At 67.7% G+C, this 14242-nt stretch carries 14 protein-coding genes; 10 read left to right on the top strand and 4 right to left on the bottom strand.

Annotation, left to right across the window (positions count from 1 at the left end):
* Positions 1-13: 13 nt before the first annotated feature.
* Positions 14-832 (bottom strand): carbon-nitrogen hydrolase family protein, encoded by an 819-nt coding sequence (locus tag ACYVHH_RS16640; RefSeq protein WP_460566295.1) that lies wholly within the window; start codon positions 830-832, stop codon positions 14-16.
* Between the two features lie 109 nt (positions 833-941).
* Here ACYVHH_RS16640 and ACYVHH_RS16635 point away from each other — a divergent pair, with 109 nt between their 5' ends.
* Positions 942-1277 (top strand): ankyrin repeat domain-containing protein, encoded by a 336-nt coding sequence (locus ACYVHH_RS16635; protein ID WP_460566294.1) that lies wholly within the window; start codon positions 942-944, stop codon positions 1275-1277.
* 23 nt (positions 1278-1300) lie between these two features.
* On the opposite strand, the gene ACYVHH_RS16630 is transcribed toward ACYVHH_RS16635, so the two are convergent.
* The 3 genes from ACYVHH_RS16630 to ACYVHH_RS16620 form a co-directional block, all read right to left on the bottom strand.
* On the bottom strand, positions 1301-2992 hold the full coding sequence (locus ACYVHH_RS16630; protein ID WP_460566293.1) for a flavin monoamine oxidase family protein: 1692 nt from the start codon (positions 2990-2992) through the stop codon (positions 1301-1303).
* Between the two features lie 13 nt (positions 2993-3005).
* A complete protein-coding gene (locus ACYVHH_RS16625; RefSeq protein ID WP_460566292.1) occupies positions 3006-3674 on the bottom strand; it encodes a LysE/ArgO family amino acid transporter in 669 nt (222 codons plus the stop codon).
* A 128-nt stretch (positions 3675-3802) separates the two neighbouring features.
* Positions 3803-4798: a helix-turn-helix domain-containing protein gene (locus tag ACYVHH_RS16620; protein ID WP_460566291.1), complete on the bottom strand. Its 996-nt coding sequence runs from the start codon at positions 4796-4798 to the stop codon at positions 3803-3805.
* Between the two features lie 223 nt (positions 4799-5021).
* On the opposite strand from ACYVHH_RS16620, the gene eat reads away from it, so the two are divergent.
* From eat to lptB, 9 genes are all read left to right on the top strand, one after another.
* On the top strand, positions 5022-6416 hold the full coding sequence (gene eat, locus ACYVHH_RS16615) for an ethanolamine permease (protein WP_460566290.1): 1395 nt from the start codon (positions 5022-5024) through the stop codon (positions 6414-6416).
* A gap of 43 nt (positions 6417-6459) precedes the next feature.
* Positions 6460-7854, top strand: coding sequence for an ethanolamine ammonia-lyase subunit EutB (locus ACYVHH_RS16610; protein ID WP_460566289.1), 1395 nt, complete (start codon positions 6460-6462; stop codon positions 7852-7854).
* A complete protein-coding gene (gene eutC, locus ACYVHH_RS16605) occupies positions 7851-8666 on the top strand; it encodes an ethanolamine ammonia-lyase subunit EutC (RefSeq protein WP_460566288.1) in 816 nt (271 codons plus the stop codon). The genes ACYVHH_RS16610 and eutC overlap by 4 nt, the downstream gene beginning before the upstream one ends.
* A 64-nt stretch (positions 8667-8730) precedes the next feature.
* Positions 8731-9669 (top strand): HTH-type transcriptional regulator ArgP, encoded by a 939-nt coding sequence (locus tag ACYVHH_RS16600; RefSeq protein WP_460566287.1) that lies wholly within the window; start codon positions 8731-8733, stop codon positions 9667-9669.
* Between the two features lie 10 nt (positions 9670-9679).
* Positions 9680-11353: an arginine--tRNA ligase gene (gene argS / locus ACYVHH_RS16595; RefSeq protein WP_460566286.1), complete on the top strand. Its 1674-nt coding sequence runs from the start codon at positions 9680-9682 to the stop codon at positions 11351-11353.
* A gap of 6 nt (positions 11354-11359) precedes the next feature.
* Entirely contained in the window at positions 11360-11992 is a 633-nt protein-coding gene (locus tag ACYVHH_RS16590) for an SPOR domain-containing protein (RefSeq protein ID WP_460566285.1), read from the top strand.
* A 100-nt stretch (positions 11993-12092) separates the two neighbouring features.
* Positions 12093-12731, top strand: a complete 639-nt coding sequence (locus ACYVHH_RS16585) for a thiol:disulfide interchange protein DsbA/DsbL (RefSeq protein WP_460566284.1) — start codon at positions 12093-12095, stop codon at positions 12729-12731.
* Positions 12732-12843: 112 nt separating this feature from the next.
* On the top strand, positions 12844-13482 hold the full coding sequence (gene lptA, locus ACYVHH_RS16580; RefSeq protein WP_460566283.1) for a lipopolysaccharide transport periplasmic protein LptA: 639 nt from the start codon (positions 12844-12846) through the stop codon (positions 13480-13482).
* Positions 13479-14240, top strand: a complete 762-nt coding sequence (gene lptB, locus ACYVHH_RS16575) for an LPS export ABC transporter ATP-binding protein (protein ID WP_460566282.1) — start codon at positions 13479-13481, stop codon at positions 14238-14240. Before lptA ends, lptB begins: the two co-directional genes overlap by 4 nt.
* Positions 14241-14242 lie beyond the last annotated feature (2 nt).

The following is a 14242-nucleotide window of genomic DNA, read 5'->3' as shown; positions in this document are numbered from 1 at the left end:
CCTTACTGACCGCTCAACCGGCCAATGCGCCATACAGTTCCGGCCGCCGCCCGGCAAGCTGCCCCTGGCGTTCCGGAGGCAGCGGCATCAGGGTGACCACCGACAAAGCAGCGTCCCGCCCGGCGAGCGACAGCACCTGACCATGCGGCCCGGCCACGGTGCTCAGGCCTCCGTAGGCGAGGCCGGCCTCCTGGCCGCAGGCATTGGCGTAGGCCACGTAGAGGTGGTTTTCGCACGCCCGCGCAGGCACCAGCAGTTGCTGCACCTCGTCAAAGGCGGGCATGTTGGCGGTGGGCACCAGCACGGCATCGGCCCCTTGCAGCGCCAGCAGGCGAACGGCCTCGGGGAACTCCACGTCGTAGCAGATGAGCAGCCCAAGGGACCAGCCGCGGTACACGAAGGTGGCGGGCGGCTGCGGGCCGGGAGTGAAGCGGGCTTCGTCCACCGCGCCGAACAAGTGGGTCTTGCGGTAGGTGGCCATGGGCGCACCATCCGGCCCCACGGCCTGGGCGGCGTTGTAGGGGCGCTGCCCGGCTGGCGCAGCTTCAGGATAGCCGTAGACCAGTGCCAGACCATGGCGGCGGGCGATGGCGCCCACGGCGCGGGCCCATGGCCCGTCAGCAGGCTGTGCCACGGCGCGCAGCCATTCGGGGTCGCGGTGGTAGCCGGTCAGCGCCATCTCTGGCGTGATCAACAGATGCGCGCCCACAGCACTTGCCTGGGCGGCTGCAGCGTCAAGCCGCTCCAGCATGTGCGGCACGGCATCATCGGCGTTCACCGATTCGTCGGTGTAGTGCGTCTGCCATAGCGCCACGGTCAGTGCGTTGTTCATTCCACTTTGCTCCTCGCCGCGTCGTGTGCTAGAAACGGCCTGCTTTGTGAGTATCCCCCCATGAGAATGGGCTGGTGCATCGAAGGTGTGTGTCACAAGGAGGATGGTCATGTCGGCAGGAGACTGGAAGGATCTTTACCAGGCCGCGCTAACGGGTGACTTGGCGCTGGTGCGGCACCACATCAGTGAAGGGGTGGACCCGAATTACCAGCACCCCGAGATTCTGTGCACGCCTCTCGTGGCCAGCCTGGTCCACGAGCATCTGGAGATTGCGCAATACCTGCTGGACCATGGCGCCAGCCCTCATTTGCTCTCCGAATTCGATGGTCTGACGCCCTTGCAGGCGGCGCGCAGGCATGGGCACGACGCGTTTGCGAAGCGGCTCGCTGCCCTGGGCGCGCGGGAGCCACGCCAACCGTTCTGGCGGCGCTGGCTGCCGGTTTAGGGGCTCTGCCCACCGCGCGCCCGTCAGTCCGGCAAGGCCACGGGGCCGATCTGCGGATACAGGTCGCCCGGGCCGGGGTTGCCCGGCGCGCTGCCGCCACCCAGGTGGCGCACGATGCCCCACACCGCGTTGAGCGAGGTCTGCACCGCGCCTTCCACCCAGGCGGGCGTGAAGGAAATGTCGTCCCCCGCCAGGAAGATGCCCCGCTCGGCGGCGGGCAGGCCGTCTTGCATGAAGTGGCCGTACATGCGGTGGTTGTAGCGGTAGTGGCCGGGCAGCGCGCCCTTGAAGGCGCCGAGGAAGTGGGGGTCGGCCTCCCATGACACGGTGATGGGATCGCCGATGATGTGACTGGCGATGTCCACGTCGGGGTAGATCTTCTTGAGCGCGGCCAGGGCGAGCTGCACGCGCTTTTCGGGGGACTGTGGCAGCATCTTGAGCGCGTCGCTCATCCACGCGTAGCTCAGGCAGATGACGCCGGGCTGGTCGGGGCCGTTGTCGAACAGGTAGGTGCCACGAGTGAGCCGGTCGGTGAGCGTCATGCTCATGCGGTCGCGGCCTGTGGCGGGGTCCAAGTCTTTCCAGAAGGGGCGGTCCACCATCACGAAGGTCTTGGACGACTGCATGTAGCGCGTGCGGTCCAGCGCCATCCACATCTTTTGCGAGAACAGGGCCTCGTCGCAGTCAATCTGCGTGGTGAGCAGCCAGCTCTGGCAGGTAACTAGCGCGGCCTCGTAATGGCGCGTGGTGCCCCAGGCGTCGGTGATGGCCAGGCGGCCATCAGCCGCGCGGGCGATGGCGCGCACGCCGGGGCGCGGCCCGCCCTGGTGCAGGGCTGACAGGGTGGTGCCCGCAGGCCAATGCTTCAGCTGCGCTGGCGCCAGGTCCCACAGACCCAGCGGCACCTGCTGCGCGCCGCCCACGATGAGGTGCTGGTCTTCGTCGCAGCCGGTGAGCACCACGCGCAGTATCTCCAGCATGGTGTTGGGGAAGTCCGAGTCCCAGCCGCCGGTGCCAAAGCCCACCTGGCCGAACACCTCACGGTGGCGGAAGGACAAGCGCGCGAACGCAGGCGACTGGGCCACGAAGTCGTAGAAGGTGCGGTCGTCCCACAGGGGCACCAGTTGGTCCCACAGGGCCTTGAGGCGCGGCACGTCGCGCTGGCGCAGGGCCTGTTGCAAATCACCAAAACCTGCCCCGGTTTCCAGGGCCTCAGCCCAGGCCACGGCCACCTCGCGGAACAGTGGCGGCAGGTCGTCCAAGGTGCGGGCGTAGTGGGTCTGGCCTTCCAGGTCGATGACGGTGCTACCCGCCGCAGGGGTGAGCGGGTTGGGGAAGGGCTGCGTCTGCAGGCCCAGCTGGTTGACGTAATGAAAGAAGGCGGTGGACGAGCGGGGGAAGCGCATGCCGCCGAGTTCGGCCACCACGCCACGTCCGCCCTCGAAGGCTTGCGAGCGCAAGCGCCCGCCCATGCGGGAGGCCTCGTACACCACGGGCTTGAGGCCGAGCTTCATCAACTCGAAGGCGGCCACCATGCCAGCCATGCCGCCGCCGACGATGGCGACCTCGGTGCCCAGGCGGCTGGCAGGCAGTTGGCCCAGGCCAGCGGGCGAGGCCAACCAGTCGTCGTAGGCAAAGGGGAAGTCCGGGCCGAAGATGGTGACGGGTGCATCGGCGGGGCGCAGGGGGGTGGCGTGGTTCATGGCTTGGTTCATGGCGCGCATCTCCTCAGAACAGGCCCCACACCAGGGCGGCAGCGGTACCCCACATCATCAGGGCAACGGCCCCGTCGATGAAGCGCCAGATGGACAGTGAACCCAGGCGGCGGCCCAGCCAGAACACGGCCACACCCAATGTGAGAAACCACACCATGGAGCCCATGACCGCACCTGCGCCAAACACCTTGTTGCCCGGCACGCCGTAGGCCAGCGACGCGGTGCCGATGAGCACCGCCGTGTCCAGCCACGCGTGGGGGTTGAGCCACGAGAAGGCCAGGGCGGTGAGCACGGCCTGGCGGCGGGTGAGGTTGGGCTTGGCGGCGCTGGCGTCAGCGTCGGCCTGAATGGCGGGCGCCGCCGGGCGCCAGCAGCGGCGCGCAGCCTGGGTGCCGTACACCAGCAGGAACAGCACCCCTGCGCCGATGAGGGCGCCCTGCAGCTTGTCGGAAAGCCCCCCGAGCTGCGCCAGCCCCAGCACGCCCAGGGCGATGAGGGCCACATCGGCCAGCACACACACCGCCACGGTAAGCCACAGGTGCTGGCGCTGCAGGCCCATGCGCAACACGTGGGCGTTTTGCGGGCCAATGGCCATGATGAGCGACAGGCTCAAAGCCATGCCCGCCGTGAAGGTGGGCGACATGAAGGCAGGGAGCGACAGGGCGGGAACGAAGGCGGTCATGGGAATCTCCGGCACAGACCGGGGCGCGCAGCCCACGGCTTGGATGTGTGATGGAGCGAAGTGTGCCCTTTTTGCCCTGACAGTTAAACCCAATCAATCCAAAATCAATTTGGTTAAAAATTACTTACTCAGTTGACGCTGATGGCCTGTCGCGTCTGGGAAGGGGTTTCGCCGAACAGGGCCTTGTACTCCTGGCTGAAGTGGCCCATGTGCCAGAAGCCCCAGCGTGCGGCCACATCAGCAATGGTGATGGACGGTGCCTCCTCGCGCAGTGCTCGGCGCACGGCGTTGAGGCGCACGGCGCGCAGGTAGGCCACGGGGCTCATGCCCAGCACCTCCTGGAAGCAGTTCTGCAAGGTGCGGCGGGTGACGTGCAGTTCGACGCACAGGCGCTGCACGCTGAGGGGTTCGTGGGGCTGCTCGAACACCAGGCTGCGCACGCGGTGCACCAGCTCCTGGCGGCGCAGCTGGCGGGGGTTGACCGCCTCGGTCAGGGTGTCGGGCACCAGGGTGTCGCTCAACACGGTGAGCAGGGCTTCACGCAGAGCGCGCCGGCTGGCTTCGTGGTGCAGCACCTGCGGCTGGCCCTGCAGGCTGCGCAGCACTTCACGCAGCATGCCCACCAGGCGCAAACGCTGCAAGGGGGTGAGCGTCTGCACGCTGGGCCCGCCTGCCCAGCCGCCCGGGCCATCGCCGGGCCAGTCGCGGTGGTGCAGCTCACGCACATGGCGGGTCAGTTGCTCGCGGGCAAACACCATGCCGTACAAGCCATGGCCAGCGGGCACCTGCAGGTCAAAGGGTTCGTCGCCCCCCGCCAGCATGAGCTGCAACCCGTGGGCGGGCCGCCCCATGAAGCGCAGGCCCTCGGCGGCCTCCGGCACGGCCAGGCCCACCCAGATGCCCCCTTGCCAGGTGCGGCAGTGCTGGCTGGTAGCGCAAGTGGCCACTTCTTCGAACACCTGCAGGTCGTGGTCGAACAGTTCGCGCACCTCGCCGTGGAACACGCCGGGTGAGGTTTGCTCGTACTCCTGATCCCACGCGTCCAGATTGCGGGCGTGGATGTGCACCTCTCGCGTGTGTTTGACGCGAAAGCAGGCCTCGGCGGCATCAGGCTGCACCAACATGGCGTGCTCCTTCCAGGGATTCCCTCCAACCGGGCACGAGTATCAAGTTCCGTGCCACGGCTCGCTTGAGGGAAAACCCGTGCCACGCTATCCCGTTTCGGAAAAAACACTGCGCCCGGCACGCCAGTTGCTCAAATGGGATACCACCCCACACCCCAAGCGGCCCAACATTCGCCCCAGGCTGCCCGAGCCGTTTCGGGCGACTTGAACACGAGCAACAGACATGTCAACCACACCCAAACAGGTCTCGCGGGAGCTCAAGCCCGTGCTGGGAACCTTCTCGCTCTGGGGCATTGCCGTGGGGCTGGTCATCTCCGGCGAGTACTTCGGCTGGAGCTACGGCTGGGCCAGCGCCGGCACCCTGGGCTTCTTGCTGGCCACGGTCTTCGTGGCACTGATGTACACCACCTTCATCTTCAGCTTCACCGAGCTGTCCACCTCCATCCCGCACGCGGGCGGCCCGTTCGCCTATGCGCGCCGTGCCTTCGGGCCCACGGGCGGCTTCATCGCGGGCTTTGCCACGCTGGTGGAATTCGTCTTCGCGCCACCCGCCATTTCGCTGGCCATTGGTGCCTACCTGGGCCTGCAGTTCCCCAGCCTGGACCCGAAGGTCGCCGCGCTGGGGGCCTACGTCATCTTCATCACGCTCAACGCGCTGGGCGTGGGCATTGCCGCCGTCTTTGAACTGGTGGTGACGCTGCTGGCCGTGGCCGAGTTGCTGGTGTTTGCCGGGGTGGTGGCGCCGGGCTGGTCGCTCACCAACTTCGTGGCCAACGGCTGGGCGGGCTCGGGCACGCTCACCGTGGGCACTTGGGCGGGCATCTTCGCAGCCATCCCGTTTGCCATCTGGTTCTTCCTGGCCATCGAAGGTGCCGCCATGGCCGCCGAAGAAGCCAAGGAGCCGCGCCGCACCATTCCCATAGCCTACATCGCTGGCATCCTCACCCTGGTGGCGCTGGCGTTCCTGGTGATGGTCATGGCCGGTGGCGTGGGAGACTGGCAGCAGCTGGCCAACATCAACGACCCCCTGCCCCAGGCCATGAAGATGGTGGTGGGCGAGTCCAGCGGCTGGCTGCATATGCTGGTGTGGATCGGCCTGTTCGGGCTGGTGGCGTCCTTCCACGGCATCATCCTGGGCTACTCGCGCCAGATGTTCGCCCTGGCCCGTGCGGGCTACCTGCCCGCCTACTTCGCCAAGGTCCACCCGCGTTTCAAGACCCCCGTGCGCGCCCTGGTGGGTGGCGGCGTGGTGGGCGTGGCGGCCGTGTTCAGCGACCAATGGGTGACCTTCGGCGGCCAGCCGCTGACGGCCAACATCGTGACCATGGCCGTGCTGGGCGCGCTGGTGATGTACATCGTCTCCATGGCGGCGCTGTTCAAGCTGCGCGCCAGCGAGCCGATGCTGGACCGCCCCTTCCGCGCCCCGTTCTATCCGCTGTTCCCGGGCATTGCCCTGGTTTGCGGGCTGGTGTGCCTGTTCGCGGTGGTGTACTTCAACGCCATGCTGTCGCTGCTGTTCCTGGCGCTGATGGCACTGGCCTACCTGTACTTCCGCCTGACCTCGGCCCAGCGCGACGCGGCCCCCCTGGACGCGATGCTGGGTGCCACGGCAGAATGACCCATGAGGCGGTGAACGCCGCCCCCGCCAATAGGAGGCAGCCTTGAACCTGAGCACCACCCTGGGCGGCGTCACCTACCGCTTCGGCAGCCTGCGCGAGGTGATGGCCAAGGCCACGCCGCTGCGTTCGGGCGACTGCCTGGCCGGGCTGGCCGCGGCCTCTGAACAGGAACGCGTGGCGGCGCGCTGGGTGCTGGCGGACGTGCCGCTGGCGCGCTTCCTGAACGAAGCGCTGGTGCCCTACGAGGCCGACGAGGTCACGCGCCTCATCATCGACAGCCACGACGCACAGGCCTTCGCACCGGTTTCGGCCCTGACGGTAGGGGGCTTGCGCGACTGGCTGCTGGGCGAGCAGGCCACACCCGACGCGCTGCGCCGCCTGGCCCCCGGCCTGACGCCCGAAATGGTGGCCGCCGTGAGCAAGCTGATGCGCAACCAGGACCTGATGCTGGTGGCGCGCCGCTGCGAAGTGATCACCCGCTTTCGCAACACGCAGGGCCTGCGCGGGCACCTCACGGTGCGGCTGCAGCCCAACCACCCGACCGACGACCCGGCTGGCATCGTGGCCAGCATGATCGACGGGCTGATGCACGGCGCGGGCGACGCGGTGGTGGGTATCAACCCCGTGTCGGACAGCGTGCCTGATCTGGTGCGCCTGAACCACGTGCTGGCTGAGGTGCTGGAGCGCGGTGCCATACCCACACAGACCTGCGTGCTGACGCACGTGACCAACACCATGCAGGCCATGAGCATGGGCGCGCCGGTGGACCTGGTGTTCCAGTCCATTGCGGGCACCGAAGGGGCCAACCGCTCCTTCGGCATCAGCCTGGCCTTGCTGGACGAGGCCCACGCCATGGCCCACGCCCTGGGCCGCGGCACGCTGGGCAGCAACGTGATGTACTTTGAAACCGGCCAGGGCAGCGCCTTGTCGGCCAACGCCCACCACGGGGTGGACCAGCAGACCTGCGAGGCGCGCGCCTACGCCGTGGCGCGCCGTTACCGGCCACTGCTGGTGAACACGGTGGTGGGCTTCATCGGCCCGGAATACCTGTACGACGGCAAGCAGATCACCCGCGCCGGGCTGGAAGACCACTTCTGCGGCAAGCTGCTGGGCCTGCCCATGGGCTGCGACATCTGCTACACCAACCACGCCGAAGCCGACCAAGACGACATGGACAACCTGATGGTGTTGCTGGCCACGGCGGGGCTGAACTTCCTGATCGGCGTGCCCGGCGCGGACGACGTGATGCTGAACTACCAGAGCACATCCTTCCACGACGCGCTGGTGCTGCGCGAGATGCTGGGCCTGAAACGCGCGCCCGAATTCGAGGCCTGGCTCCAGCGCGTGGGCGTGACCGACGCAACGGGCCGCCTGCGGCCCCCTGGCCGCCAGCCCGCCCTGCCCCACACGCTGTGGACCCTGCCGGAGGCTGCATGAAACTTGAAGTCGTGGCACCCGACCCGCTGGAGCTGGCAGCCAACGAAACGCCTCCGCCACTGCCCGACCCCTGGTTCCACCTGAAGCGGCACACCCCCGCACGCATCGCACTGGGGCGCAGCGGCGTGAGCCTGCCCACGCGCGAGGTGCTGGAGTTTTCGCTGGCACATGCCCAGGCGCGCGACGCCATCCACTTGCCGCTGGACACCAGCACCCTGTGCGCCGAACTGCAAGCCGACGGCTGGCCCGCCCCCCTGCTGCTGCACAGCCGCGCCCACGACCGGCACGAGTACCTGCTGCGCCCGGACCTGGGCCGCCGCCTGGACGACGCCAGCCTGGAACGCCTGGCCCAGTGCCGCGAAGGGCAGGCCGCCCCCACCCTGGCCCTGGTGGTGGGTGACGGCCTGTCGGCCCTGGGCATTCAGCGCCACGCAGCGCCGCTGCTGCGCGCCATCAGGCAAGCCCTTGACGGCACCGTGACACTGGCGCCGCCCGTGGTGGTGCAGCAGGCCCGCGTGGCCGTGGCCGACGAGGTGGGCGAGCAACTGGGCGCCCGCATGGTGGCCATGGTGGTGGGCGAACGCCCGGGGCTGAGTTCGCCCGACAGCGTGGGCATTTACCTGACGATCGCCCCCCGCGTGGGCTGCACCGACGCGCAGCGCAACTGCATCTCCAACGTCCGCCCGGCGGGGCAGGACGTGAGCACCGCCGCTGGCCGCCTGGCCTGGCTGGTGCGCGAAGGTCTGCGCCTGGGGCAGACCGGCGTGGCGCTGAAGGACCACAGCGGGTTGCCGCTGGTGGGTGCAGCTTGAATCACCAAGGGCAGGTTTAAACTGAACCGATCTTTTTCCTGATCGGTCAAGTTTTACTCAAGCCATGCTCGACCCCCGCCAACTTGAAGCCCTCAACGCCGTTGTCGAGCAAGGCAGCTTTCGCGCTGCGGCCCAGTCGCTGCACCTGACGCTGGCCGCCGTCTCGCTGCGCGTGAAGGCGCTGGAAGACCAGTTGGGCCAGCGTCTGCTGGTGCGCGGCAAGCAGGTGCGCGCCACACCTGCAGGGCAGGCGCTGCTCACCCACGCCAAACAGGTGCAGATGATGGAAGCCGACCTGCTGGCTGGCCTGCAAGGCCCCGCCGGGGCCTCAGGCAGCGGGCGCGGCAAGGCCTGGCAGACCCTGGGCGTGGCCATCAACGCCGACTCCGTCGCCAGCTGGTTCGTACCCGGCGTGGCGGCCACCCTGCAGCGCCACCGGCTGTTGCTGGACATCGTCATCGACGACCAGGACCACACCCACGATGCGCTGAAAAGCGGCGAGGTGATGGGCTGCGTCACCACCTTGTCCCAGGCCATGCGCGGCTGCGTGGCCGAACCCCTGGGCGTGATGCGATACCGCTGTGTGGCCGCGCCAGCCGTGGCTCAGAAGTGCCTGACCCCGCAGGGCCGCGTCTCCCCCCACAAGCTGCTGGCGCAGCCCGCCATCATCTTCAACCGCAAGGACGCCCTGCAGGACGCCTTTCTGGAGCAGCACTTTGGCCTGCGCCAGGCCAGCTACCCGCGCCACTACGCCCCCGCCGTGGACGCCTTCGAGACGGCCATCGAACTCGGTTTGGGCTGGGGCATGGTGCCCGAACACCACCTAGCGCGCCGCCTTGGCCGCCCCGAACTGGTAGAGGTACTGCCCGGCGCCACCGTGGACGTGGCGCTGTACTGGCAGCACTGGGCGCGCGAACCCGTGTCGGCCCAGCGGCTCACGGCTGCGGTGAAGCAGGCAGCGGGTGTTTTGCGGCAATCAGCAGCTGGCGACCCGCCCGCCTAAAATCTCCCCCATGCTGCAAATCAAACAAGACCTGTTGGCCGGGCTGGGCGACGCCTTGCGCGCGCTCGCCGGCGACACCGCGCCCGCCCCCGTTTTCGAAAGCCCAAAGGTGGCTGCCCATGGCGACTACGCCTGCACCGCTGCCATGCAACTGGCCAAGCCGCTCAAGCAGAACCCGCGCCAGGTGGCGCAGGCCCTGGTGGACGCACTGAACGCGCAACCCGCCTACCAGCGCTGGGTGGATGCCATCGAAATCGCTGGCCCCGGCTTCATCAACATCAAGCTCAAGCCTGCCGCCAAGCAGGAAGTGGTGCGTGAGGTGCTGGCCGCAGGCACCGCTTTTGGTCAACAGAAGGACAACGGTCAGCGCGTGCTGGTGGAGTTCGTCTCCGCCAACCCCACCGGCCCGCTGCACGTGGGCCACGGCCGTCAGGCCGCGCTGGGCGACGCCATCTGCAACCTGTTCGAGACCCAGGGCTGGAACGTGCACCGCGAGTTCTATTACAACGACGCGGGCGTGCAGATCGAAACACTGGCCAATTCCACCCAGCTGCGCGCCAAGGGCATTAAGCCCGGCGACGGCGAGTGGCCTGAGGCCGCCTACAACGGCGACTACATCCAGGACATTGCCAACGACTTCCTGGCCAGGAAGACCGTCAAGGCCGACGACCGCGAGTTCACCGCCAGCGGCGACGCGAGCGACCTGGACGGCATCCGCCAGTTCGCCGTGGCCTACCTGCGCCACGAGCAGGATCTGGACCTGCAAGCCTTCCAGGTCAAGTTCGACCAGTACTACCTGGAGTCCAGCCTGTACACCAGCGGCCGCGTGGAGCAGACCGTGAAGAAGCTGGTGGACGCGGGCAAGACCTACGAGCAGGACGGCGCGCTGTGGCTCAAGTCCACCGACTACGGTGACGACAAAGACCGCGTCATGCGCAAGAGCGACGGCGGCTACACCTACTTCGTGCCCGACGTGGCCTACCACATCACCAAGTGGGAGCGCGGCTTCACCAAGGTCATCAACATCCAGGGCACCGACCACCACGGCACCATCGCGCGGGTGCGCGCGGGCCTGCAGGCAGCAGGCGTGGGCATTCCCCAGGGCTACCCCGACTACGTGCTGCACACCATGGTGCGCGTGATGCGTGGCGGCGAGGAGGTGAAGATCAGCAAGCGCGCGGGTAGCTACGTGACGCTGCGCGACCTGATCGAGTGGACCAGCAAGGACGCCGTCCGCTTCTTCCTGCTCAGCCGCAAGCCCGACACCGAATACACCTTCGATGTGGACCTGGCCATCCAGCAGAACAACGACAACCCGGTGTTCTACGTGCAGTACGCCCACGCGCGCATCTGCTCGGTGCTGGCGTCCTGGGGTGGCGACGTCGCCAGCCTGAAAGACGCCGATCTGGGCGCGCTGGAGGGCCCGCAGGCCCAGGCGCTGATGTTGCAACTGGCCAAGTACCCCGAGATGCTGACCGCCGCCGCGCAGGACTTCGCCCCGCACGACGTGACCTTCTACCTGCGCGAACTGGCTGCCGCGTACCACAGCTACTACGACGCCGAACGCATTCTGGTCGACGACGAGGCCGTCAAGCGTGCCCGCCTGGCCTTGGTGGCAGCCACCGCGCAGGTGTTGCACAATGGCTTGGCGGTGCTCGGGGTAAGCGCGCCGCGGAAGATGTAAATGCACATGAAGAAACAAGCAGGTGGAACGCTCGTCGGGTTCATCGTCGGGCTGATCGTCGGACTGGGCGTGGCCCTGGCCGTGGCCGTGTACATCACCAAGGTTCCGGCGCCTTTTGTCGACCGCGGCGTGCAGCGCAAACCCGACCAGGAAGCCATCGAGAAGGAACGCAACCGCGACTGGAATCCCAACGCCACGCTCGGGGGCAAACCTGTGGCGGCCCCGTCACCCGACGCCACCGCGCCAGCGCCCGACGCCACGGCCGTTGCACCGGCCCCCGCGCCTGCGCCCGCTCAAGCCCCTGCTACCGGCAAGGGCGACCCGCTGGGTGAACTGATCCAGTCACGCACCGCCACCAGCCCCGGCCAGGTGCCGACCGTCGAAGCGGCGCCCCAGCCTGACCCCTTCGTCTATTACGTGCAGGCCGGCGCGTTCCGCGGGCCGGACGAGGCCGAAGCCCAGCGCGCCCGCCTGGCCATGCTGGGCTTCGACGCCAGGATCACCGAGCGCGAACAGGCCGGCAAGCCGGTGTTCCGCGTGCGGATCGGACCTTTCGAGAAAAAAGTGGAAGCCGACGTGATGCAGGAGCGGCTCAATGGCCAGAACGTCGAGAACACGCTGGTCCGGGTGCAGCGCTGACCATGCCGGCCCGCTGGAACTTTCCCGGCAGGTGGTGAACCCAACAGCCCAAAGCCTGGCCGCGCATGCGGCCTTTTTCTTACCGATGGAGCGTAACAAGATGCAACGACGTGAATTCTCCCGTGCCCTGGCAGGCGCTGGCGCATTGGCTACTGCAGGCTGGAGCGGGATGGCCTGGGCCCAGATTGGCGGTTTCAAGGACGGCAGCGACTACCGCCGCCTGGCCCGCCCGGTGCCGGTGGACGCCCCGTCAGGCCAGATCGAGGTGCTCGAATTCTTCTCCTACTCGTGTGTGCACTGCTACCGGTTTGAACCGGTGATGAAGGAGTGGATGAAGACCCTGCCCGCCAACGTCGTCGTCAAGCGCACGCCGGTGGGCTTCAACGCTGCCTTCGAACCCCTGCAGCGCTTCTACTACGCGCTGGAGGCCATGGGCAAGCTCGACGCCCTGCACGACAAGGTGTTCAAGGCCATCCACGAAGGGAACGAGCGGCTCAGCAAGCTCGACAACATCGCCGACTGGGTGGCCAAGCAGGGCGTGGACAAGACCCAGTTCACCCAGACCTTCAACTCCTTCGGCGTCACGGGCAAGGTCAAGCGCGCCACCCAGCTGCAGGAAGCCTACGAGGTGGAGGGCACCCCCGCCCTGGGCATTGCCGGGCGCTTCTACGTGCCGGGCCAGGCCGCGCGCACGGTTCAGATCGCCAATGCACTGATCGCCGAAACCCGCAAGGGCTGACGACTCCACCAGCGTTTGCACGGGGCATGCCGGCACGCCCCGCCACAAACCCCGCAGGGGGTGGCTACAATCGTTGCATTCTCTAAATGCAAGTTTCGTGCCTCTAGCCACCATGTCCTCAAACCGCCCCCTGCCAACCCGTCCGCTGCTCGGTGGCGTGCTGCTGGCCGTGGCGGCCATTGCCTGGCTGCCCGCCCACGCCGAACGCGCAGACCGCCTCCAGCCCATGAACGTCGAGGCAGATGCCCTGCGCTACGACGACGCGCGGCAGACCAGTGTGTTCACCGGCAACGTCGTCATCACCAAGGGCACTATCGTCATCCGCGGCCACCAGGTCGACGTCAGACAGGACCCCCAGGGCAACCAGTTCGGCACGGTGACCGGCGGCAAGGACAAGCTGGCCTTTTTCCGCCAGAAGCGCGAAGGCCTGCAGGAATTCATCGAGGGCGAGGCCCAGCGCATCGACTACGACAGCCAGGCAGACACGGTGAAGTTCACCGGCCAGGCGGTCTTGCGCCGCTTCAAGGGCGCTACGCTCAACGACCAGACCAGTGGCGGCGTCATCATCTACGACAACAAGTCCGAAACGTTCTCGGTCGACGGTGGCAGCCCCAACCGCACCCCCGAAAACCCCTCGGGCCGCGTGCGCGCCGTGCTCACCCCCAATTCCGCCACGGCTGCGCCTCCCGCGGCCCCGGCCCCCAACACCCGCCCCCTGCAACCCAGCCCCCGGATGGAGACCCGCCCGTGACGGCGGCCAGCGCATCCGACAGCCGGCTGCAAGCGCGCGGGCTGCGCAAGAGCTATGGCAAGCGCCTGGTGGTGAAGGACGTTTCACTGGAAGTGCGCAGCGGCGAAGTGGTGGGCCTGCTCGGCCCCAACGGCGCAGGCAAGACCACGTCGTTCTACATGATCGTGGGCCTGGTGCGGGCCGACGACGGCCACATCACCCTCGACGGACAATCCATCGAAGACCTGCCCATACACCGCCGTGCCCGCCTGGGCCTGGGCTACCTGCCGCAGGAGGCCTCGATCTTCCGCAAGCTCACGGTGGAACAGAACGTGCGTGCGGTGCTCGAGCTGCAAACCGACGCCCAGGGCCGTGCCCTGAGCGAACCCGAGATTGCCACGCGGCTCGACCAGCTGCTGGAAGACCTGCACGTGGAACACCTGCGCCACTCACCGGCCCCCGCGCTGTCGGGCGGTGAGCGCCGTCGTGTGGAAATCGCCCGCGCGCTGGCCACCAACCCCCGCTTCATCCTGCTGGACGAACCCTTTGCCGGCATCGACCCCATCGCCGTGATCGAGATCCAGCGCATCATCGGTTTCCTCAAGGCGCGTGGCATCGGGGTGCTTATCACCGACCACAACGTGCGCGAGACGCTGGGCATCTGCGACCGCGCCTTCATCATCAGCGACGGCCACGTGCTGGCCCAGGGCACCCCGGCCGAGATCGTGGACAACGCCGACGTGCGCCGCGTCTACCTCGGCGAACACTTCCGCATGTAAGG

Source organism: Hydrogenophaga aquatica (genome assembly GCF_054780915.1).
This window is presented reverse-complemented; position numbering and strand designations above follow the sequence as displayed.

What these genes read in the sequence shown, in the direction of transcription:
- eutC (WP_460566288.1), top strand. Translation starts at nt 7,851, where the DNA reads ATGAAACTTGAAGTCGTGGCACCCGACCCGCTGGAGCTGGCAGCCAAC.
- ACYVHH_RS16630 (WP_460566293.1), bottom strand. Translation starts at nt 2,992, where the DNA reads ATGAACCAAGCCATGAACCACGCCACCCCCCTGCGCCCCGCCGATGCA.
- ACYVHH_RS16640 (WP_460566295.1), bottom strand. Translation starts at nt 832, where the DNA reads ATGAACAACGCACTGACCGTGGCGCTATGGCAGACGCACTACACCGAC.
- lptA (WP_460566283.1), top strand. Translation starts at nt 12,844, where the DNA reads ATGTCCTCAAACCGCCCCCTGCCAACCCGTCCGCTGCTCGGTGGCGTG.
- ACYVHH_RS16585 (WP_460566284.1), top strand. Translation starts at nt 12,093, where the DNA reads ATGCAACGACGTGAATTCTCCCGTGCCCTGGCAGGCGCTGGCGCATTG.
- ACYVHH_RS16635 (WP_460566294.1), top strand. Translation starts at nt 942, where the DNA reads ATGTCGGCAGGAGACTGGAAGGATCTTTACCAGGCCGCGCTAACGGGT.
- argS (WP_460566286.1), top strand. Translation starts at nt 9,680, where the DNA reads ATGCTGCAAATCAAACAAGACCTGTTGGCCGGGCTGGGCGACGCCTTG.
- ACYVHH_RS16590 (WP_460566285.1), top strand. Translation starts at nt 11,360, where the DNA reads ATGAAGAAACAAGCAGGTGGAACGCTCGTCGGGTTCATCGTCGGGCTG.
- ACYVHH_RS16625 (WP_460566292.1), bottom strand. Translation starts at nt 3,674, where the DNA reads ATGACCGCCTTCGTTCCCGCCCTGTCGCTCCCTGCCTTCATGTCGCCC.
- ACYVHH_RS16620 (WP_460566291.1), bottom strand. Translation starts at nt 4,798, where the DNA reads ATGTTGGTGCAGCCTGATGCCGCCGAGGCCTGCTTTCGCGTCAAACAC.
- ACYVHH_RS16600 (WP_460566287.1), top strand. Translation starts at nt 8,731, where the DNA reads ATGCTCGACCCCCGCCAACTTGAAGCCCTCAACGCCGTTGTCGAGCAA.
- eat (WP_460566290.1), top strand. Translation starts at nt 5,022, where the DNA reads ATGTCAACCACACCCAAACAGGTCTCGCGGGAGCTCAAGCCCGTGCTG.